The 21445-nt window shown below is 41.4% G+C and carries 16 protein-coding genes and 1 riboswitch; of the genes, 12 read left to right on the forward strand and 4 right to left on the reverse strand.

The genetic code is table 11. The annotated features are described in order from the left end of the window. Window positions 1-339: 339 nt before the first annotated feature. From fusA to CXF72_RS16335, 8 genes are all read left to right on the forward strand, one after another. Complete coding sequence (gene fusA / locus CXF72_RS16300; RefSeq protein ID WP_101040598.1) at window positions 340-2436, forward strand: elongation factor G; 2097 nt, start codon at window positions 340-342, stop codon at window positions 2434-2436. Window positions 2437-2650: 214 nt separating this feature from the next. Next, a riboswitch (TPP riboswitch) is annotated at window positions 2651-2794 on the forward strand. Between the two features lie 78 nt (window positions 2795-2872). Further along, complete coding sequence (thiC, locus tag CXF72_RS16305) at window positions 2873-4843, forward strand: phosphomethylpyrimidine synthase ThiC (protein WP_101040600.1); 1971 nt, start codon at window positions 2873-2875, stop codon at window positions 4841-4843. A 208-nt stretch (window positions 4844-5051) separates the two neighbouring features. After that, window positions 5052-6560, forward strand: coding sequence for a thiamine phosphate synthase (gene thiE / locus CXF72_RS16310; protein WP_101040602.1), 1509 nt, complete (start codon window positions 5052-5054; stop codon window positions 6558-6560). A gap of 329 nt (window positions 6561-6889) precedes the next feature. Next, window positions 6890-7642, forward strand: coding sequence for a HesA/MoeB/ThiF family protein (locus CXF72_RS16315; RefSeq protein WP_101040604.1), 753 nt, complete (start codon window positions 6890-6892; stop codon window positions 7640-7642). Next, the gene (thiS, locus tag CXF72_RS16320) at window positions 7639-7839 is read left to right on the forward strand and encodes a sulfur carrier protein ThiS (RefSeq protein ID WP_101040606.1); all 201 of its coding nucleotides are present in this window, start codon (window positions 7639-7641) and stop codon (window positions 7837-7839) included. Before CXF72_RS16315 ends, thiS begins: the two co-directional genes overlap by 4 nt. 97 nt (window positions 7840-7936) lie before the next feature. Continuing rightward, a complete protein-coding gene (locus CXF72_RS16325; protein ID WP_101040609.1) occupies window positions 7937-8734 on the forward strand; it encodes a thiazole synthase in 798 nt (265 codons plus the stop codon). A gap of 7 nt (window positions 8735-8741) precedes the next feature. Continuing rightward, window positions 8742-9860 carry a 2-iminoacetate synthase ThiH gene (thiH, locus tag CXF72_RS16330; RefSeq protein ID WP_101040611.1) on the forward strand — a complete coding sequence of 373 codons (1119 nt, stop codon included), beginning with the start codon at window positions 8742-8744 and terminating at the stop codon, window positions 9858-9860. A 43-nt stretch (window positions 9861-9903) separates the two neighbouring features. After that, window positions 9904-10284, forward strand: a complete 381-nt coding sequence (locus CXF72_RS16335; RefSeq protein ID WP_101040613.1) for an RNA-binding S4 domain-containing protein — start codon at window positions 9904-9906, stop codon at window positions 10282-10284. A 31-nt stretch (window positions 10285-10315) separates the two neighbouring features. Here CXF72_RS16335 and CXF72_RS16340 read toward each other — a convergent pair whose 3' ends face one another. Genes CXF72_RS16340 through uvrA form a run of 3 tightly spaced genes read right to left on the reverse strand, consistent with a single transcriptional unit; the run spans window position 10316 to window position 15305 of the window. Next, a complete protein-coding gene (locus CXF72_RS16340; protein WP_101040615.1) occupies window positions 10316-10948 on the reverse strand; it encodes a lytic transglycosylase domain-containing protein in 633 nt (210 codons plus the stop codon). Window positions 10949-10957: 9 nt separating this feature from the next. Continuing rightward, the gene (locus CXF72_RS16345) at window positions 10958-12418 is read right to left on the reverse strand and encodes a PglL family O-oligosaccharyltransferase (RefSeq protein WP_101040617.1); all 1461 of its coding nucleotides are present in this window, start codon (window positions 12416-12418) and stop codon (window positions 10958-10960) included. Window positions 12419-12476: 58 nt separating this feature from the next. Then, entirely contained in the window at window positions 12477-15305 is a 2829-nt protein-coding gene (gene uvrA, locus CXF72_RS16350) for an excinuclease ABC subunit UvrA (protein WP_101040619.1), read from the reverse strand. A 111-nt stretch (window positions 15306-15416) separates the two neighbouring features. Here uvrA and CXF72_RS16355 point away from each other — a divergent pair, with 111 nt between their 5' ends. The 4 genes from CXF72_RS16355 to CXF72_RS16370 all read left to right on the forward strand — a co-directional run bounded on the left by CXF72_RS16355 (window position 15417) and on the right by CXF72_RS16370 (window position 20122). After that, entirely contained in the window at window positions 15417-15965 is a 549-nt protein-coding gene (locus CXF72_RS16355; protein WP_101040621.1) for a DUF2301 domain-containing membrane protein, read from the forward strand. A gap of 923 nt (window positions 15966-16888) precedes the next feature. Next, window positions 16889-18061 (forward strand): phosphoglycerate kinase, encoded by a 1173-nt coding sequence (locus tag CXF72_RS16360; protein ID WP_101040623.1) that lies wholly within the window; start codon window positions 16889-16891, stop codon window positions 18059-18061. 143 nt (window positions 18062-18204) lie between these two features. Next, a complete protein-coding gene (gene fbaA / locus CXF72_RS16365) occupies window positions 18205-19281 on the forward strand; it encodes a class II fructose-bisphosphate aldolase (RefSeq protein ID WP_101040625.1) in 1077 nt (358 codons plus the stop codon). A gap of 148 nt (window positions 19282-19429) precedes the next feature. Then, on the forward strand, window positions 19430-20122 hold the full coding sequence (locus tag CXF72_RS16370; protein ID WP_101040628.1) for an SIMPL domain-containing protein: 693 nt from the start codon (window positions 19430-19432) through the stop codon (window positions 20120-20122). A 9-nt stretch (window positions 20123-20131) separates the two neighbouring features. On the opposite strand, the gene CXF72_RS16375 is transcribed toward CXF72_RS16370, so the two are convergent. Beyond that, window positions 20132-20953 carry an S-adenosylmethionine decarboxylase gene (locus tag CXF72_RS16375; protein WP_101040630.1) on the reverse strand — a complete coding sequence of 274 codons (822 nt, stop codon included), beginning with the start codon at window positions 20951-20953 and terminating at the stop codon, window positions 20132-20134. Window positions 20954-21445: the final 492 nt, after the last annotated feature.

Here is a 21445-nt window from a genome sequence, read left to right on the forward strand (position 1 = left end):
GCACTTTCTTACAACGTTATCGCCTGCTTATGTAGAATAACTACACCGCGCAAGCTCTGCCTTGTATAAAGCACGCACAAATTACTGCAAAAATGCACACGAAAGGTCAACAGACCCTAAAACCATTTTTAGTTTCTTAGCATTTTAAGAAATAGGATAAGCGCTTTTTGTACTCAGATTTCCATCAAAAGCAGGCGATTTTTATAAAAACCACTAAAAACATGTCTAAAAAAGCAACATATTTTATTTTATTTTTAATTCCGTGTTCTGTTTAATGCTAATACTTGTATAATGCTGCCGGAATATAGATTCAATTTTTTACTAAAGAGTATATAAAAAATGAAAGATTTAAGTAAATACAGAAATATTGGTATTTTTGCCCATGTTGATGCGGGTAAAACAACAACCACAGAGCGTATCCTAAAACTGACCGGTACAATCCACAAAACCGGTGAAGTACATGATGGCGAATCTACAACTGACTTTATGGAACAGGAAGCTGAGCGCGGTATTACTATCCAGTCTGCAGCTGTAACTTGTTTCTGGAAAGACCACCGTTTAAACGTTATTGATACTCCTGGACACGTTGACTTCACAGTAGAAGTTTACCGTTCTCTTAAAGTATTGGATGGCGGCATCGGCGTATTCTGTGGTTCTGGTGGTGTTGAACCACAATCAGAAACTAACTGGCGTTATGCGAATGACTCAAAAGTTGCTCGTATTATCTTCGTAAACAAATTAGACCGTATGGGTGCTGATTTCTACCGCGTGGTTGAGCAAACTAAAAAAATACTTGATGCTAACCCGTTAGTCATGGTTTTACCTATCGGTATTGAAGATGAATTCAGTGGTGTTGTTGACCTATTGACGCGTAAAGCATATATCTGGGATGCGACTGGTCTTCCAGAAAACTACGAAATCACTGATGTTCCAGCTGATATGCTTGAATTGACTGAAGAATACCGTGAACAATTAATCGAAACTGCCGTTGAGCAAGACGATGACCTGATGGAAGCATACCTTGAAGAGGGTATTGAGCCTTCTATGGAAGAACTTAAACGTTGTATCCGTAAAGGTACGCGTACAATGGATTTCTTCCCGACTTACTGTGGTTCTGCCTTTAAAAACAAAGGTGTTCAAAATATTCTTGACGCTGTTGTTGATTACCTACCGGCCCCAGCTGAAGTTGATCCACAACCGCTTACGGATGAAGAAGGTGAACCAACTGGTAAGTTTGCAACTGTCTCTACAGAAGAAACATTTAAAGCCTTAGCATTTAAAATTATGGATGACCGTTACGGCGCGTTAACCTTTATACGTATCTACTCAGGTACGCTTAAGAAAGGCGATACTATCCTTAACTCCTTTACGGGTAAAACTGAGCGTGTTGGCCGTATGGTTGAGATGCAGGCAGATGATCGTAAAGAGCTATCATCAGCACAAGCGGGTGATATCATGGCTATCGTTGGTATGAAGAACAACGTGCAAACGGGCCACACATTATGTGATCCTAAAGACCCGATTATCCTAGAAGCAATGGTTTTCCCTAATCCGGTAATCTCTATCTCTGTTACACCTAAAGATAAAAGTTCAACTGAGAAAATGGGTATTGCTATCGGTAAAATGGTTGCAGAAGATCCAACCTTTAAAGTTGAAACTGATGTTGATTCCGGTGAAACTATCCTGTCTGGTATGGGTGAGCTTCACTTAGATATCAAAGTTGATATCCTTAAGCGTACCTACGGTGTTGATCTTGCTGTTGGTGAACCTCAAGTTGCTTACCGTGAAACTATCACAGAAGAAATTGAAGATAGCTACACGCATAAGAAACAGTCTGGTGGTTCTGGTCAGTTCGGTAAAATTGATTACCGTATCAAGCCTGGTGAACCAGGTAGTGGTTTTGTTTTCAGCTCTAAAGTTGTTGGCGGTAACGTACCAAAAGAATTCTTCCCTGCGATTGAGAAAGGCTTCAAGAGCATGATGGATACGGGTGTACTAGCTGGCTTCCCAGTATTAGATGTTGAAATCGAAGTTTATGATGGTGGTTTCCACGCCGTCGATTCATCTGCAGTTGCATTTGAATTAGCAGCACGTGGTGCATTCCGTCAGTCGATTCCAAAAGCAGGTGCACAACTTCTTGAACCTATCATGGCTGTAGATGTATTTACGCCTGATGATCACGTTGGTGATGTTATCGGTGACCTTAACCGTCGCCGTGGTATGATCGCTGGTCAAGAAGCCGGTAATACTGGTGTTCGTATTAAAGCTGACGTACCTCTTTCAGAAATGTTTGGTTACATCGGTTCTCTACGTACAATGACATCGGGCCGTGGTCAGTTCTCTATGCTGTTCAAGAACTACATGCCTTGTCCAAACAACGTTGCTGAAGGCGTAATCGAAAAAGTTAAAGCAGATAAAGCGGCTAAAAAGAAATAGTTTCTTTTAAATAACTTTTAAGATTAATAAACCTCGCTATCTATGATAGCGGGGTTTTTTTATGCCTGTCACTTAAGCAAAATTATCCTGCTCAGCCCTTGAACACTGCAAAAACAGATGCAATGACGATCCGCTTCCAGAAACCGAAAGAGTGATCCTGACTGATTTGATTCAGTTATTCTGTTTAACTTGTCCGATTTTTCTTCTATACTGCGGGTTCTTGTCGGAGCGCCTTCGGGCTGAGACCGCTAATTCTGCAATATTATCACCCCATAACAGGTGTTTTTTGCAAGGAAAAGTGGGATCCGTGGAACCTGATTGGGTTAATACCTGCGTAGGAAACAAGCATAAAGAAAAGGGATCTCTTTTCTTTACTCTTTCCACTGAATTTCGACAAGCACTCTCACTACCCAATTTAATTAAGGTAAAGAATGCTATGTCTAATCAAGTAAACTCGAATTTAAAAACCAGCAGCCGTAAAGGTTTATCCCGTAAAGCCTCCCGCCTAGCAGCGCAGGACTACATTCAAAATCTCAATAACGAATCCTATCCCAATTCAGAAAAGATTTTTATTAAGGGTAAAATCCACCCAATTAAAGTCGCTATGCGTCAAATTCATCAAACAGATACTCCGCTAGGAGATAATGAAAAAAATCCCGTTTTTGAAAAGAATGAACCTATCCCTGTTTATGACACATCGGGTTCATACACAGATCCAAAGACTAAAATTGATGTGCATGCCGGTTTACCGCGTTTACGTGAAGCGTGGGTAGCCGCTCGTGATGATGTTGAAACACTGCAGAGTGTCACGTCGAATTTTGCACAACAGCGGTTAGCCGATGACACCTTAGACGAATTACGTTTTGCTAACTTACCAAAACCACTGCGTGCTAAAAAAGGACAATGTGTTACTCAAATGCATTACGCCCGTCAGGGTATTATCACTCCTGAAATGGAATATATTGCAATTCGTGAAAATATGGGCCGTGACCGCGTAAAATGTGAAGAACTGCATTTTCAACATGCAGGTCATAGTTTTGGTGCCAATCTGCAGGAAAAAATAACCCCGGAGTTTGTGCGTCAGGAAGTTGCTCGCGGACGTGCTATTATCCCCTCAAACATTAACCACCCTGAATTAGAGCCAATGATCATTGGCCGTAACTTTTTAGTCAAAGTTAATTCTAATATAGGTAACTCTTCGGTTAGCTCATCGATTGAAGAAGAAGTGGAAAAACTGGTCTGGTCAACGCTATGGGGTGGCGATACTGTAATGGACTTATCTACAGGTCGTAACATTCATGAAACACGTGAATGGATCCTGCGTAATTCACCCGTGCCAATAGGTACAGTGCCTATCTACCAGGCATTAGAAAAAGTTAAGGGTGTGGTTGAAGATCTTACATGGGAAGTCTTCCGCGATACCTTAATTGAACAAGCTGAGCAGGGGGTGGATTACTTTACTATTCATGCGGGGGTATTATTACGTTTTGTACCGATGACGGCTAAACGAGTGACGGGTATTGTTTCGCGTGGTGGTTCAATCATGGCAAAATGGTGTTTGACTTACCATAAAGAAAACTTTGCTTACGAGTACTTCCGTGAAATTTGCGAAATCTGTCAGCAATACGATGTGTCATTATCGTTAGGTGATGGTCTGCGGCCAGGTTCAGTTGCGGATGCCAATGACCAGGCACAATTTGCAGAATTGGAAATCTTAGGTGAACTGACTAAAGTTGCCTGGGAATACGACGTGCAGGTTATTATCGAAGGCCCGGGTCATGTGCCGATGCAGATGATTAAAGAAAATATGGATAAACAGCTGGAAGACTGTTTTGAAGCGCCATTTTATACTTTAGGTCCGTTAACCACTGATATCGCGCCGGGATATGATCATATTACCTCGGGCATAGGAGCCGCCCAAATCGGTTGGTACGGTTGTGCTATGTTATGTTATGTCACCCCTAAAGAGCATTTGGGTCTGCCCAATAAAGATGATGTAAAAGTCGGTTTAATCACTTACAAAATTGCCGCACATGCCGCGGATTTAGCGAAAGGTCATCCCGGTGCACAAATTCGGGATAATGCCTTGTCAAAATCACGTTTTGAATTCCGTTGGGAAGATCAGTTTAACCTCGGTTTAGATCCGGTCACTGCACGTGAATACCACGATGAAACATTACCGCAGGAATCAGGAAAAGTGGCGCATTTCTGCTCCATGTGTGGGCCAAAATTCTGCTCAATGAAAATCACCCAGGATGTACGTGATTTCACTGCGAAATTAGATTCAGGTGAGATCAGCATTAAGATCTTAGATGAAACTATTAGCATGACTGCAGAACAAGGCATGGCACTTAAATCAAAAGAATTTAACGACTCTGGTGCTGAAATTTATCAGCCAGTTTTATAAACGAGCTTCGAGTTTCGAGTTTCTAGCTTTGAGCTTTGAGCTTTGAGCTTTGATCTACGAGTTGCGAGTTGCGAATTTTGAGTTTCGATCTCGTAACTCGCAGCTATCAGTTCGCAGCTGTCAGCTCGCGACTCGAAGCTCTTAGCCCGCAGCTCTTAGTTTTTAGCTCGTCACTCGCAGCTATTAGCTGCTCTTGTTAAGGATAAATATGAGTAATATTGTTTGGAGTATTGGTGCTTCTGATTGCAGTGGCAGAGCGGGTATTCAAAGGGACCTTTGCACCTTTCATGATTTAGGCGCTGAAGGGTGCTGCGTGATCAGCGCAGTCACTGCGCAAAATGCTCAATCCGTCAGTTTAGTTGAAAGTGTTTCCGATAAGATGTTCACTCAACAATTGGCTAGTTTGGCAGAGGACATGCCCGCTAAAATTATTAAAATTGGCTTAATTGCGAGTGTTGAACACATTAAAATACTCGCTCAGCAGTTAGCGTTATATAAACAAACTTGGTTACAAAAGCCCTTTGTTATCTACGATCCCGTGGCGATTTTATCAACGGATGAAAAGATGATCGATCAGGGGATTAATGAAGTCATTAAAAGTAAGTTATTACCTCAAGTCGATTTATTAACGCCTAATGCCAATGAGGTATTAACCTTATCCGGGCATGCTTTGATCTCCGGTGAATCATTTAAACCTGCAGTTGAAAAATTGATCAGTATGGGCTGTGGCAGTGTGCTGATCAAAGGTGGACATTTTGAGCTGGTGGATGACGCCGCGTTAGATTACTGGAGCGACGGGCAGCGTGAAATTGCGCTAACCAGTCCGCGCTTAACTAATGTAAATACTTATGCTAGCGGATCGACTTTAGCGAGCGCTATTGCAGCCACTATGGCGCTTGATTATTTTATTGAAGATGCTTTGGTACTGGCAAAAGCTTACCTTAACCAAGGACTAAAAGACGCTACCGTTACGGGTTCGGGAAAAAGTTCCTTTGCCCATTGCGGTTGGCCAAAAGATCGTGCTGATTTCCCGGAAGTGGTTTTGCCGGAGTCAAAAATCGGTTATGAGTTAGATCTGCCGGGGAGATTAGAAGCCGGTCCTGGTTTTGAGCCTTGTGATACCACTAAACTGGGTTTATATCCTGTTTTAGATTCAGTCGAATGGTTAGAAAAAGTTTTAAAATTGGGTGTGAAAACCCTGCAACTGCGTATTAAAGATAAACAACCCGAACAGGTTGAACAGCAGATTATTGATGCGATTGCCCTTGGCCGAAAATATAATGCGCGCTTATTTATCAATGACTACTGGCAACTGGCCATCAAACATCAGGCCTATGGTGTGCATCTTGGTCAGGAAGATATGGATATAGCAGACTTACCCTTAATTGCCGATGCAGGATTACGTTTAGGACTGAGTACCCATGGTTATTATGAAATTCTGCGCGCCAGACAGCTGAAACCAAGTTATATCGCACTGGGGCATATTTTTGAAACACAAACTAAAGATATGCCTTCGGATCCGCAGGGTCTAACCCGTCTAGGACAATATGCTCAGTTATTATCGAATATTCCGACGGTGGCGATTGGCGGTATTAACCTTGAACGGGCTCCTGCCGTTTGGAAAACCGGGGTTGGCAGTATCGCGGTGGTTAGCGCAATAACCCATGCCGCCTCCCCCAAAATTGCCATTGAATCATTTAATCAAGTGATCCAGTAAAAAATAGCACCGAGTACCGAGCTTAGGGCTCTCTACTTGAAGTATTCATAATATCAGGGTCTTTTGACCTTTATAGTACAAATTTTGTTCAATCTAAAAGTGTTCTGAGCAAGGCATGCTTCGTTCACATAGTTATTCTATGTAAACGACGCATAACACAGCGCAGGACACTTTTAGGTGAACCCGAAGGGCAGCATTTTTGCGCACTTTCTACTACGTTATCGCCTGCTTATGTAGAATAACTACACAACGCAAGCTCTGCCTTGTATAAAGCACGCACAAATTGCTGCAAAAATGCACACGAAAGGTCAACAGACCTAAGGTAAATCATGTTAACGGATCCTGAAACATTACGTTATAGCCGTCATCTGTTATTGGAAGATGTTGGTGAGTCCGGGCAGAGCGCTTTGAAATTTGCCAAGGTACTGATTATTGGTATGGGAGGACTCGGCTCACCCGCCGCACTGTATTTAGCCGCTGCGGGGGTAGGCACGCTGGTAATATCTGATTTTGACCATTTGGAAGTGAGCAATCTGCAACGCCAAATCGCCTACCAAAGCAGTGATCTAGGCACTGCTAAAGTCACCTTGATGAAACAGCGTTTAGAGGCACTTAATCCTGAAGTACGAGTACGCAGCATTAATACTCAAATGAGTGAATCACAACTTTCGATGGAGCTTATTCTGGCGGATTTAGTCTTAGATTGTACCGATAATATGGCCAGTCGGCAGATGATTAATCGTGCCTGTGTGCAAGCTTGCAAACCATTGATTGTGGGGGCTGCGATTCGCTTCGAAGGGCAGTTAATGTTTTTTGACCACAGTAAAGATGATTCTGCCTGTTATCACTGCTTATTCCCTAATAGTGAAGAGCCAGCTTTGAATTGCAGTAATGCCGGAGTACTTGGTCCAGTGGTTGGCACCATTGGCACATTGCAGGCACTTGAGGCATTGAAGTATCTGGTCGGTTTACCTTCAGGGATCAACAATAAATTAAAACTTTTTGATGCTAAAACCTTAGAGTGGCAAACCTTTGTGATTAATAAAGATCCTAAATGCCCCGTATGCGGACAAATTAAATGAATATTTTTGTAAACGAGCAAGTACTAACAATCCCCGTTGATTGTAATATTGAACAATTATTATTGCTGTTAGAAAGTCCTTTAAAAGGCAGCGCAGTGGCAGTTAATCAGCATATTATCAGCCGTTCAAAATGGGCTGAATATACCCTTAATGAAGGCGATCAAATATCGCTTTTCCAAGCCATCGCAGGAGGCTAGTGACAGATGTTATTTAATAAAATGCAGTCCAGCGATCCATCAGTGATTGCTAATAAAACCTTCACTTCCCGAACCTATAGCAGGGGAATAGTCATAGATGTTATTTAATAAAATGCAGTCCAGCGATCCATTAGTGATTGCGGATAAAATCTTTACCTCACGCCTGTTTACCGGAACAGGTAAATTTAATGACCAACAAACTATGATTGCGGCGCTCGAAGCATCACAATCTGAATTAGTCACTATGGCCTTAAAGCGTATTGATATGGAGCATAAGGACGATGATATTCTTGCGCCCTTAATTAAAAACGGCATGAATTTATTGCCTAATACTTCCGGTGCCCGTAATGCTAAAGAGGCGATATTTGCCGCACAACTCGCCCGAGAAGCCCTGCAGACCAACTGGATAAAATTAGAAATTCATCCCGATCCTAAGTATCTGCTGCCGGATCCGATTGAAACATTAAAAGCCGCTGAATTTTTAGCGCGTGATGGTTTTGTGGTGCTTCCCTATGTGCATGCCGATCCTGTTTTATGTAAACATTTAGAAGCCGCAGGTTGTGCCGCGGTGATGCCCTTGGGCGCACCTATAGGCTCTAATAAAGGGCTGAAAACCATTGATTTTTTACAGATAATTATCGAGCAGGCGAATATTCCGGTGATTGTGGATGCCGGCATTGGCAGCCCTTCACATGCGGCGCTGGCAATGGAACTCGGCGCTGATGCGGTATTAGTCAATACCGCCATGGCCGTGGCAGGTGATCCTGTTTTGATGAGTGAAGCTTTTGCTAAAGCTGTACAAGCCGGGCGACAGGCATATCTTGCAGGTTTAGCGGGGCAGGTGAGTCATGCCGTCGCATCAAGTCCACTGACTGCATTTTTACAGGCGGGGTAAGAAAATCATGAGTTTCAGCGAACAGATAAAAAATTATCAGTGGGATGATATACGCCTGTCTATTTATGGCAAAAGTACCCATGATGTGCAGCGTGCTTTATTCAAAGAACGTTTAGATTTAGAAGACTTTAAAGCGTTAATCTCTCCTGCAGCCGAGCCTTTCCTCGAGCAAATGGCCCAAAAATCACAACAACTGACCGAGCAGCGTTTTGGTAAAACCCAGCAATTTTTTATTCCGCTCTATCTATCCAATATGTGCAGCAATATCTGCACCTATTGCGGTTTTTCTATGCATAATGCTATTCGTCGTAAGACCTTGGATATGCAAGAGATTGAGAATGAATGTTTAGCCATTAAAAAAATGGGTTTTGCCCATATTTTACTGGTGACCGGGGAGTCTGAACGCAAGGTTGGGGTGGAGTATTTTAAACAAGCGCTGCCTATTATAAAAAAACATTTTTCACATATCACCATTGAGATACAGCCCCTAGATCAGCACGAATATGAAGAGCTTATTGAATTTGGTGTTGATGCCGTATTAGTGTATCAGGAGACCTATAATCCGGTTACCTATGCAGAGCATCATTTAAAGGGTAAAAAATCTGATTTTAAATATCGTTTAGATACTCAGGATAGACTCGGTAAAGCAGGTATGCTTAAAATGGGTTTAGGAAGCTTAATAGGCCTTGAAGAGTGGCGCACCGATTGTTTTTATGTGGCCGCACATTTGAATTATTTAGAGAAAAAGTACTGGCAAAGCCGCTATACTATCTCATTTCCACGTTTACGGCCCTGTGCAGGCGGCATGGAAATAAAGTCGGTGATGGATGATAAAGAACTGGTACAATTGATTTGTGCCTATCGATTATTTAGCCCCGAAGTTGAGTTATCACTTTCAACCCGCGAATCTGAACATTTTAGGAATCATGTTTTACCTTTAGGTATTACATCATTAAGTGCGGGATCCAGTACACAACCGGGCGGTTATGCAGAAACATCTGAAAAAGCCCTTGAGCAGTTTGAAATATCCGATGACAGATCCCCGGCTAAAATGGCGAAGTTGGTTAAATCAAAAGGTTTTGAGGTGGTTTGGAAAGATTGGGATCATAGTCTGACGGGTAAATAAGTCTGTTTGTATAATAGGTTAATATAATCATTAAGAAGGTGATATGTCTGAGCAAGAAATTTACGCAACGCTGGTAGAAATCAAAGAGGAGCCAACAGCCCTTTATAAGATACTCAAATTTGCAAACTTAGTATCGGGTGGCGGGGAAGCGAAACTTGCGATCACCGAAGGTTATGTTTTTTTGAATGGTCAGGTTGAAACTCAAAAACGCAAAAAAATCTATGCTGGAGATCTTATTAGTTTTAATGAGCAGCATTATCAGGTTGCTTTAAAAGGTCAAACGGAAGGTTATGAAGTTGTGGATCATGAAACAGCAGCTCACGGCGATCGGCCTGCTGCAAAAAATAATCGGGCGGCTCAAGCTGAAAAGAGCAAACCCGTCAAAAAAATGCGTAAGCCAATCAGTTTTAGTCTGAAGGGTTAAAATTTAAGCGTGTTAATAAAGAATGGGAACTTTAGAGGCTATTACGGTAATACCAATAAAATCCCATTACTTTATCAATATATTGTTCGGTCTCCGGATACGGCGGAATTTGTTTATTATAACGTCTTACTGTGCCTTCTCCTGCATTGTATGCCGCTAATGCCAGCTCTTTACTTTTAAACTCCTGCAGCAGTTTATACAGGTATTCGCTGCCGGCGTGAATACTCTGCTTGGGATCAAAGGGATCATTAACACCAAAACGCAGCGCCGTCTCCGGCATCAGCTGCATCAAACCTTGAGCACCGGCGGATGAAACTGCATTATACTGATAGCTGGATTCTGCTGTGATCACCGCATGAATAAATGAAGATTCCAAGTTATATTTCCGTGCCGCTTGAACAATAATAGGGTGGTATTTTTTTTGCAGTTTTTTATTTCTCGGTATGTGAATAACGGTAACATTTTTACGTTTCTGGGTATTGAAGGAGTTTGAACTTGTATTGGAATCACTTTTTAATATCAAACGGTAAGTTGAATCTACTTTACGTTCAGCGAAATGTTGATTACCCTTCTTATCAACCAGCATATAAATATCAGCACAGACGTTATTCGTCAGCAGTAAACTCACCAATAATAGCAGCCTAGTTTTACATTTTTGAATCATAATCTGTGATTACTCTTTTGGCATTAGCTGTGAGTTTATACTTTTTTGCTTGTTGGCATTAACCGCTGAACTACTTGCCGCAGCCTTACTGGTTTGTTTCTCTATCTTTGTCTTTTTACTTCGTTCAAATGCGGTTATTTTTGAGATGTTATATAAATTGCTGATCATAAACAGTATGGTTAAGAGAGGAATTAATAACGCCAAGGAACGTAATACAAAAGTTGGCCGGAACAGTTGTTGGCGACTATTTTCGGACTGGGAGTCAATATAAAAGACCAATACTAACAGGACTAACCAGTGCAGAGCTGAATGGTAAAGCGGATATTCAGTTTGGGTATGCACTATGATTGGCGCTACTAGCGCGGATAAGGCCATTGCATGGGCTAATCTAAACACACTTAATAAACGTATAAAAGCAATTGCCAATAACAATATCGCTACTATTGGTACAACTCCACCTTCAACGGCCCAGAATAATATTTCGTTATGTGGGTGGGTAAGGCGGGTATTAAAAGCAGGTAAGTTTCCATTTTTAACCTGCTGGTTGTAAGTGATTAAATAATTTTTTTCAAATCCACCGTAACCATAGCCTATTAAAGGCTGATCTTTAATCATTTGCCAGGAGTGTGAATAGAAATTTAAGCGTGCCCCCCCTTTTTTAAGCTTCTCTACGTTCTTTGCGCCTAAAACATCACTTTTGAGTGAGGCAAAACCGATGCCCAGAGACAAAGCGAGAAGAAAAATGCCCAGTTTCTTTTTATTGCTCTGCCATGCCCATGGAATAAATAAGATCAAAGCGATTAATAATCCCAAATAGCCGGTGCGCGAGACGCTTATGGTTATCACCCATGCATTTAATAGGGCAGTTAACAGTAAAAAAAATTGTAACTTTTTATCTCGGATTTTCTGTAATAAGTAGCCGGCTAAAATCAGCGTTGTCACCATAAAGCTGGCCAAAACATTAGGCTGTTGAAAAATACCATCGGGGCGGCCGTAATCTACATTATAGCCAAAGATATTATCAGCGGGCAGCAGATAATCCTGCATTAGGCTGTAGCAAGCTTGTAAAAACCCCGCAAGCACAATCAGTAATAAAAGCTTTTCGAGGTTTTTTTTATCAAACTGAAACTGCTGCAGGCTGATAAAGAGCAATACACCGGCAAACAGGCCCAATAAGCGCACATAGCTTTGATTTGCCAGTTCATTATTGGGGTAAAAAAGAGGAATATAAAAGAGGATAAGAGCGCTTAATAAAACCACCGTAAAACGGCTGTAGAATATTTTTTGCTGTGCGGTTATTTTCCAGAAACCCAGAGCAATCAAGACTGGGAAAAATATCCAGACAACATTGTTCTGTGGTAATTTAAGACTACTACCACCCAGATTATACTGGAAATAATGGGCTCCAATGCCCATTAAAAGCGCAAAAGTTATTATAAATGCACGGGTTAATTTTTGCTGTAAATCCATTTTCAACGTCTCTTTTTTATAACTGCAATACTTATGCTTATGCGCTGCTGTTATGCGCTTATAATTTTTTGTTTAACATTTCTTTTAAAAACTGCCCGGTGTAACTACCTGATACTTTTACAACTTCTTCCGGCGTGCCCGCTGCGATAATTTCGCCGCCGCCATTGCCGCCTTCCGGTCCCAAATCAACTATCCAATCCGCGGTTTTAATCACATCTAAATTATGCTCAATAATTACAATAGTATTACCATGGTCGCGTAAAGCCTGAATGACTTTTAAAAGCTGGGCAATATCATGAAAGTGTAAACCTGTGGTTGGCTCATCCAGAATATACAGGGTTTTACCGGTATCACGTTTGGAAAGCTCTTTGGCTAATTTTACCCGCTGAGCCTCACCACCTGAAAGGGTGGTTGCCGCCTGGCCTAAACGTATATAGGACAGGCCCACATCCATTAAAGTTTGTAATTTCCGGGCGATCACGGGAACCGGCTGATAAAATTTAAAAGCATCTTCAACGGTCATATCTAAGGTTTCATGAATATTTTTTCCTTTGTATTTAACCGCTAATGTTTCGCGGTTATAACGTTGACCCTGGCAGATATCACAGGGCACATAAACATCGGGCAGGAAGTTCATTTCAACTTTAATAACCCCATCACCCTGGCAGGCTTCACAGCGTCCGCCTTTGACATTAAAACTAAAACGACCTGGTTTATAACCGCGCGCACGTGATTCAGCCGTGGCTGCAAACAACTCTCGAATAGGAGTGAAAATGCCAGTGTAGGTCGCTGGATTTGAACGCGGTGTCCGGCCTATCGGGCTCTGGTTAATATCAACCACTTTATCTAAATGAGAAAGACCGCTTATCTTTTGATAGGGTGAAGCCTTAAGGATGGTCGCCTTATTTAATCGGGTTTGCGCAAGCGGGTACAGAGTATCGTTAATCAAGGTCGATTTACCTGAACCCGAAACACCGGTAATACAAGTTAATACCCCAATCGGTATTTCCAGATTGACCGATTTTAGATTGTTACCCGTTGCCCCGCTTAATTTAATCCACTGATCGCTAAGCGCAGTGCGTTTTGCTGGAATGGCTATCGACTTGCGGCCACTGAGATAATCAGCAGTTAATGAATTTTTGGCCTTAAGAATTGTTTTATAATTACCTTCTGCAATAATAAAACCGCCATGGATTCCCGCACCGGGCCCGATGTCAATAATATGATCGGCCAGACGAATGGCCTCTTCATCATGTTCAACAACTATTACCGTATTCCCCAGATCGCGCAGATGGGTTAAGGTTTTCAGTAAACGTGCATTATCACGCTGATGCAAACCGATAGAAGGCTCATCTAAAACGTACATTACCCCCATTAACCCTGCACCAATTTGGCTGGCAAGGCGAATACGCTGCGCTTCACCCCCGGAAAGAGTTTCAGCACTGCGTTCTAAACTGAGGTAATTAAGACCAACGTTGACTAAAAAACTGAGCCGTTCTAAAATTTCCTTAAGAATTTTTTCTGCTATTGTCGCTTTTTGCCCCTGCAGTCTGATATTGGCAAAAAAAGATTCCGCATCGGCAATTGATAATTGCGAGATATAAGGCAAGTTAACCTCATTAATAAATACATGACGAGAGGATTCTTTTAAGCGCGATCCATGGCAGCTTGAGCAGGGTTGGCGGTTCATATATTTAGCAAGGTATTCGCGCATCGCACTGGACTCGGTTTCGTGATAACGACGCGTTCTATTTGGAATGACACCTTCAAACACATGCAAGCGGGAAACAGTATCTCCTTTATCATTGCTGTATGAAAATGAGATCCTCTCTTTTCCTGAGCCAAATAAAACCACCTGCTGCTGTTTTTTATTGAGATTCTGAAAGGGAATCTCGGCTGAAAATCCATAATGCTGACAAACAGCTAATAACATCTGGAAATAATAATTAGATTTACTGCTCCAACCATTAATTGCGCCTTCAGCTAAGCTTAATGAGGGATTGCTGACCACTAAATCAGGATCAAAGTATTGCTCGATGCCGAGTCCTTCACAGGTTGTGCACGCACCCGCCGGATTGTTGAAGGAAAATATGCGCGGTTCTAATTCTGCAATACTGTAACCACAATGCGGGCAGGCGAAGTTAGCGGAAAAAAGTTGTTCCGGTTGATCGTTATCCATAAAGGCCACAACAGCTGAGCCGTTACTTAAACTCAAGGTTGTTTCGACCGACTCAGCCAAGCGCTGTTTTAAGTCATCACGCACTTTAAAACGATCCACAACCACTTCAATAGTGTGTTTTTTATGTAATTCTAATATTGGCGGATCGCTTAAATCGCAAATATCCCCGTCAATCCGCGCCCGTAAAAATCCCTGTGCAGCAAGGCTTGCAAAGGTTTTTACATGCTCACCTTTACGCTCTTTGACAATCGGGGCAAGGAGCATCATTTTACTGCCACTCGGATTACTTAAAATAGAATCGACCATCTGACTGACGGTTTGTGCATTAAGAGTGACGTTGTGTGTCGGACAGCGCGGATCACCGATCCGCGCAAATAAAAGGCGCAGATAATCGTGAATCTCAGTAATAGTTCCGACCGTAGAGCGCGGGTTATGAGAAGTCGATTTTTGCTCTATGGAGATAGCCGGTGATAAACCTTCGATATGCTCAACATCGGGCTTTTCCATTAATGATAGAAACTGGCGCGCGTAGGCAGAAAGGGATTCAACGTAACGGCGCTGTCCTTCCGCATATAAAGTATCAAAAGCCAGAGATGATTTTCCGGAACCCGAAAGTCCGGTGACCACAATCAATTTATCGCGTGGAATAGAAATATTTATATTTTTAAGATTGTGAGTTTTAGCGCCACGAATTTCAATGTTGTTCATGATTACCCTCTGGCTTTATAACAATATATTTGCAAGAGGTTTATTATTACATATTCTTAACAAACAAAGAAAAATCAGTTTATTATTTATCATTTAAATCGAGGTTAGGTTATGGCAGATACTGGGGTAAAAGAACGATTAGATACTTGGGATAAATTAAGTATCACATTATACCGTTGCGGGATGATATTAACCGGCATCTCTTTACTCCTGCTGGCAGCACAACAAATTTTTTACCCCTATTGGTTTAAACACGTCCTTGTATTTTTATCGTTAGGCGCTTTATTGCAAGCTGCTTCATTACATATTTATAAAAAATCCGTGCGCTGGATATTGGTCACCTCCTGTTGGATAGGCGTTTGGTTAGTTGCCGTTAGCCTTGCAACAAGCGGATTATTGGCAGCTTATTTGAGTCTGGGGGCATTATTTATTACCCTATCGGGGATCGCTATTAAGGAAAGCCATTGTTTTTCATTGTATTACCTTAAGCTCGTGCCAGTGTTATTAGTGCTTTGCTGGTTTTCGGTGCTGTTTGCACAGTCGCAATGGGCTGCAGGCGGCTTTATTCCTGCTGCTTTTTTATATCTGTATATGGCTTGGAAAAAGCTTAACATGCCGCTCTTTTATGACTTGGGTGATCGCAAAAAATATGAAATTTAAGCTGCACAGCAGACTTTCAGGTGTAAAGTAATCTATTGAGATTGAGATTGAGATTGAGATTGAGATTGAGATTGATGTTGTGGAATGCTTCTCTTAAAAGTGAATAATATCGCCTTATTGCCTTATTGCCTTATTGCCTTATCGCCTTATCGCCTTATTGCCTTATTGCCTTATCGCCTTATTGCCTTATTGTCTTATTGTCTTTCATTTCGCTCTATTATCTGGCGAATATTAACGCTTTCACTGCTCCCTTTATGCGCTTAGCCATTCCTGATTTTAATCTTCTATTTGTTGATACATTATTGTTGATGCTTGGTCCTTTCAGTGGATTGCTCAATATTAGATCTGCAGCCGTTGGATCATTTTTTTAGGCGGAAGATGCGGATAACTGACACTATTAACCAGGAAAAAAAAGAGGGCAATCTGCTGTTGTTAATCAATTTAAATCTCAGCCAATTAGGTTAAAAACCTCAATTATCATCTTGTGTTGTGAAAGAAATCACGGAAAATGATGCAAATCAATTCCCCCCGCAGGGGAAAAAGGTAAATTACACTCTCATTAATATCGAAGTAAGAAAAACTTTCGTCTATACTGCTCACACTAATACAAGTTGAACCGACAAATGTTTACTATAAAGCTTTGTTATAGCTAGGCTTGGACAGATATTCAGGCAGTAATATCAGAAGTATACCCAAACTACCTGAAGATGCAGAGTTTCGCCCTAGGCATAACAGGATGAGAGTGATTATTCCCTTCTCAAGTGTTACAAGGTAGTGCTCGCTTTCGGGAAAATCTTCCGAAGGGCAAGACGATAAAAAATGATCGATCTTGTTAGAAGGCCATCATTTAGCGTCTTGCGGATTACTGTATCTTCAAGTAATTTGGATATATATAGTTTTAAAATTAAATGAGAGGACTCATCATGTCAGTAAAGAAAATGGTAGATCAAGATTTAGCCGGCAAACGTGTATTTATTCGCCAAGATCTTAATGTGCCAGTTAAAAATGGTAAAGTAACATCCGATGCGCGTATCCGTGCTTCTATCCCGACAATTAAACTAGCGTTAGAAAAAGGCGCTAAATTAATGATCACATCTCACTTAGGTCGTCCTGTTGAAGGCGGTACCGCTGAAGAAAATGCTGCATTCTCTCTACAACCTGTGGTTGATTATTTAAATGAAGCATTAGATGTGCCCGTCCGTTTAGTGACTGATTATTTAAATGGCCTGGAAGTAAATGCAGGTGAAGTTGTTGTTCTGGAAAACGTCCGTTTTAATAAAGGTGAAAAGAAAGACGAAGAAGGTCTTGCGAAGCAACTTGCTGCACTTTGTGACGTTTACGTAATGGATGCATTTGGTACGGCTCACCGTGCTCAAGCATCGACTCATGGCATCGCTAAATTTGCGCCTGTCGCCTGTGCAGGTCCGCTACTTGCAGCTGAACTTGAAGCATTAGGTAAAGCAATGGACAAACCAGCTCGCCCATTAGTCGCTATCGTTGGTGGTTCTAAAGTATCTACCAAGCTTACGGTACTTGAGTCTCTGTCTAAAATTGCTGACCAACTGGTTGTTGGTGGTGGTATTGCTAATACCTTTATTGCAGCGCAAGGCCATAATGTTGGGAAATCATTATACGAAGCCGACTTAGTTGAAACAGCTAAAAAACTAATGGTTGACTGTGCTATTCCGGTTGCGACAGATGTTGCCTGTGCTAAAGCATTTGATGAAAACGCAGAAGCCGTTATTAAAAACGTGGCAGACGTGCAAGATGATGACATGATCTTCGATTTAGGTCCTGATTCAACGGCTGTATTAGCGGCTATTCTAAAAGATGCTAAAACTATTCTTTGGAATGGTCCGGTTGGCGTCTTTGAGTTTAAAAACTTTGAAGCGGGGACTGCTGGTATTGCTAAAGCAATTGCTGAATCCGATGCGTTCTCTGTTGCTGGTGGTGGTGACACATTAGCGGCTATCGATAAATTTGGTATTACTGCAGATGTTTCTTACATCTCAACGGGCGGCGGTGCTTTCCTTGAATTTGTTGAAGGTAAAGTATTACCTGCTGTGGCCATGCTAGAGTCACGTGCAAATGCTTAAGTAAACAGCTAAAACGAGATAAACGCTCTTTTCTTAATTTTCATCCAATTTTCATTTCCGTGCTTTTCATCACAAAATTGTGTAATATCAGCCGTGAAATTAAGCAAAATGTAATTTAACTCTAAATAAACAGGACTATCCTCATGACTAAGATTTTAGACGTAGTAAAACCTGGTGTTCTCACTGGTGATGATTTACAAAAAGTATTTACAGTTGCAAAAGAAAACAAATTTGCACTTCCAGCGGTAAACGTTGTTGGCAGTGATTCAATCAATGCTGTACTTGAAGCCGCAGCTAAAGTTAAAGCACCCGTTGTAATCCAATTTTCTAATGGCGGTGCTGCATTTAACGCAGGTAAAGGTCTTAAACTTCCTGGTCACGAAGCTGCTATTCTTGGCGCGGTTTCTGGAGCTAAACACGTTCACGCAATGGCTGAAGCTTACGGCGTTCCTGTTATTCTTCACACCGACCACGCGGCGAGAAAATTACTGCCTTGGATCGACGGACTACTAACTGCTTCTGAAGCGCACTTTGCAGAAACGGGTAAGCCTCTTTTCTCTTCACATATGATAGATCTTTCTGAAGAGCCTCTAGAAGAAAATATCGCAACTTGTGCTCAATACCTAACACGTATGTCTAAAATGGGCATGACCTTAGAAATAGAACTAGGTTGTACTGGTGGTGAAGAAGACGGTGTTGATAACTCTGGTATGGATGACTCGTTACTTTATACTCAACCATCTGAAGTTGATTATGCTAATACTGAGCTTTCTAAAATCAGCCCTAACTTCACTATCGCGGCTTCTTTTGGTAACGTTCACGGCGTATACAAGCCAGGTAATGTTAAACTGACTCCGGCTATCCTACGTGATTCACAAGCGTTTGTTTCTGAAAAACACGGTCTTCCAACGAACAGCTTAAACTTCGTATTCCACGGTGGTTCTGGTTCATCTGAAGCTGAAATTCAAGAGTCTATCGGTTACGGTGTTATCAAAATGAACATCGATACAGATACGCAGTGGGCATGTTGGGATGGTGTTCGCGGTTATGAAGCCGAAAAACATGATTTCTTACAAAGCCAAATCGGTAACCCAACGGGTGAAGATGCTCCTAACAAGAAATATTATGATCCACGTGCATGGTTACGCGCTGGTCAAGAGTCTATGGTTGCACGTCTTGAGAAAGCATTCTCAGATCTTAACGCAGTCGACGTACTATAATTTAACGGATTCAGCTGCTGGTCAGTTGAATATTTAAATTATGAAGCCAGCTTAATTGCTGGCTTTTTTTTGTCCAAAATAACAGCTTGATGCAACTAAATGATCCAAGCCCTGTCCTAAACTCACCTGAACATTTCTAAGGATATTTATGCGCTATTTTCGAACTACAATACTGCTTATTATAACGACTCTTTCCCTTTCAACTTTAGTAAATGCAGGCGCTTTGCCCGATGGCCCGCATGTTGCGGTCACCGGCAGTGCACAAATTGAAGTACAGCCGGATCAAGTGACGGTTCAGTTTCAAGCGACTTCATTAGAGAAAACCGCAGGTTTAGCGAAGCAGAATGTTGATCAACAGGTTGCTGCGCTGTTAGTTAACCTCGAAAAGGGCGGCTTTGATACTAAGGTGCTGGAAAGAGGCCAAATCAATACCAGAGCACAATACCAATATATAAAAGATCAACGTACCTTGCAGGGGATTGCCGCAACCCGTGATTTGACTTATCTATTAACTGATATCGATAAAGTGAATCTATTTTTAGAACTTGTAATGGCGGCAAATATCCAATCTATCGGGCAAATGCATTATGGCTTACAATCACCACAAAAGTGGCAATTAAAAGTTCGCCAACTGGCCATTCAAGATTCAAAAGAAAAAGCGGAGAATTTAGCCTCAGCCTATCAAGCTAAGTTAGGAAAAATTTATGCCATTAATTATCAGCACAATTATGCTCAGCCTCTTATGATGCGTGCAGTAAGTGAGCAGAGGGCTGAAAGTACCTATCAAGTGAATAAAATAAAAATAAATGACCAGGTACAGGTGGTATTTATACTGGAATAGCGTTTGGTATTACATCACCGAAGAAACGGTTATTTCTAAGCCTTGATCCGGATGATCAATAAAAGACATTAAGTGACTTTGTTGTGGTCGAAATAGGGCATGCAGATGCTCGTTAAAGGGCTGCATAACCTGCGCCTCAAAACTGCTTTCCACACTCAAATAGGTGCTTAATTTTTCCGGCGTAATATGGAGAGTTAAGTATTGCTCTCCTGCAAGCGCATTTAACGAATAACCCTTTGGGCTAAAGGTAAATTGATCTGTTTGCAGGCAGGGGAAAAACCGTAATACAGCTAATCTTGAGGCAATCAGTTGCTGACTAACAGAGCCTGATTGTAACGAACAGGCAAAATTACCACACAAACCATGCAGCATTAATATTTGTTTCGTCTTTACAGCTCCTGTAGGCGATTCTCCGAATAAAAAGAGGTCACCGCGGTAATTTCCCTGCCAATGCTTTGTTTCCCCCTGTAAATGCGTTTTTAACAGTACAGTGTCTTGCGCAAAACTGCTTTTTTGTAAATCGGGTAACTGAGCTTGATGACGATGAAACAATAAGGATTGAATAACCCGCTTATCGAATTGCTTTTGAAAGAATTGGGCTGCTTTTACAAGGTGAGTATTACCGCAGGTGATCAGTAATAATTTGTTATGCCAAACGAATAAACTCGACTCAGATAAAAGGTAGGCTTTAAGCTGTATATTCTCTATTTTTGAAATAATGAAAGCATCTGCCTGCTCGACCATTTGCTGCCAAAAAGCCTCGGGAAGTTGTAACAAATCCATTTCTGTTGTAATGATCTCTAAGCGCTTTTCAGTCCCTTCATAAAACATTTAATTAAGCCTTTCCCTTATTAACCAAGCCCAGATTGAGTTTAGTTTATAACAAACCGTCCCCAAGATACAGACACCCCGATAATGCACATATTATTGATTTCCGACTTTAATACTGCCAAGTATAAATACGCTATTTGACTCTCAGATGCGATTATTTAATTAATATTCGAATACAAAAAAGCTCTTAAAGTTTTCACTTTAAGAGCTTGAATGATGGTGTGGGTCATTGATCAAAAGTTAAACCACGGAGACGATTATGTTTAAGCAATATTCTAATACAAAAAAGCCTCGATAAATTTCTTTATCAAGGCTTGAATGATGATGGTGCTTCGTCTCCTGATTATTGATCAAAAGATGAACCAAGGACAGGAGAATTTTCAATCCTCTGCTCTACCGACTGAGCTAACGAAGCAAAACTCTTTCTTGTTTTTTAAAACAAGCTTCTTTAAAAATAAAGAAGTAATTAATGGTGCCGACTACCGGAATCGA

The sequence above is a fragment of the Psychromonas sp. MB-3u-54 genome, from assembly GCF_002836415.1.
Taxonomy (GTDB): domain Bacteria; phylum Pseudomonadota; class Gammaproteobacteria; order Enterobacterales; family Psychromonadaceae; genus Psychromonas.

Coding starts and splice junctions, on each gene's coding strand:
- CXF72_RS16340 (WP_101040615.1), bottom strand. CDS start 10,948: ATGATTCAAAAATGTAAAACTAGGCTGCTATTATTGGTGAGTTTACTG.
- CXF72_RS16335 (WP_101040613.1), top strand. CDS start 9,904: ATGTCTGAGCAAGAAATTTACGCAACGCTGGTAGAAATCAAAGAGGAG.
- CXF72_RS16360 (WP_101040623.1), top strand. CDS start 16,889: ATGTCAGTAAAGAAAATGGTAGATCAAGATTTAGCCGGCAAACGTGTA.
- thiE (WP_101040602.1), top strand. CDS start 5,052: ATGAGTAATATTGTTTGGAGTATTGGTGCTTCTGATTGCAGTGGCAGA.
- CXF72_RS16345 (WP_101040617.1), bottom strand. CDS start 12,418: ATGGATTTACAGCAAAAATTAACCCGTGCATTTATAATAACTTTTGCG.
- CXF72_RS16325 (WP_101040609.1), top strand. CDS start 7,937: ATGTTATTTAATAAAATGCAGTCCAGCGATCCATTAGTGATTGCGGAT.
- CXF72_RS16375 (WP_101040630.1), bottom strand. CDS start 20,953: ATGTTTTATGAAGGGACTGAAAAGCGCTTAGAGATCATTACAACAGAA.
- thiH (WP_101040611.1), top strand. CDS start 8,742: ATGAGTTTCAGCGAACAGATAAAAAATTATCAGTGGGATGATATACGC.
- CXF72_RS16315 (WP_101040604.1), top strand. CDS start 6,890: ATGTTAACGGATCCTGAAACATTACGTTATAGCCGTCATCTGTTATTG.
- thiC (WP_101040600.1), top strand. CDS start 2,873: ATGTCTAATCAAGTAAACTCGAATTTAAAAACCAGCAGCCGTAAAGGT.
- thiS (WP_101040606.1), top strand. CDS start 7,639: ATGAATATTTTTGTAAACGAGCAAGTACTAACAATCCCCGTTGATTGT.
- uvrA (WP_101040619.1), bottom strand. CDS start 15,305: ATGAACAACATTGAAATTCGTGGCGCTAAAACTCACAATCTTAAAAAT.
- CXF72_RS16355 (WP_101040621.1), top strand. CDS start 15,417: ATGGCAGATACTGGGGTAAAAGAACGATTAGATACTTGGGATAAATTA.
- fusA (WP_101040598.1), top strand. CDS start 340: ATGAAAGATTTAAGTAAATACAGAAATATTGGTATTTTTGCCCATGTT.
- CXF72_RS16370 (WP_101040628.1), top strand. CDS start 19,430: ATGCGCTATTTTCGAACTACAATACTGCTTATTATAACGACTCTTTCC.
- fbaA (WP_101040625.1), top strand. CDS start 18,205: ATGACTAAGATTTTAGACGTAGTAAAACCTGGTGTTCTCACTGGTGAT.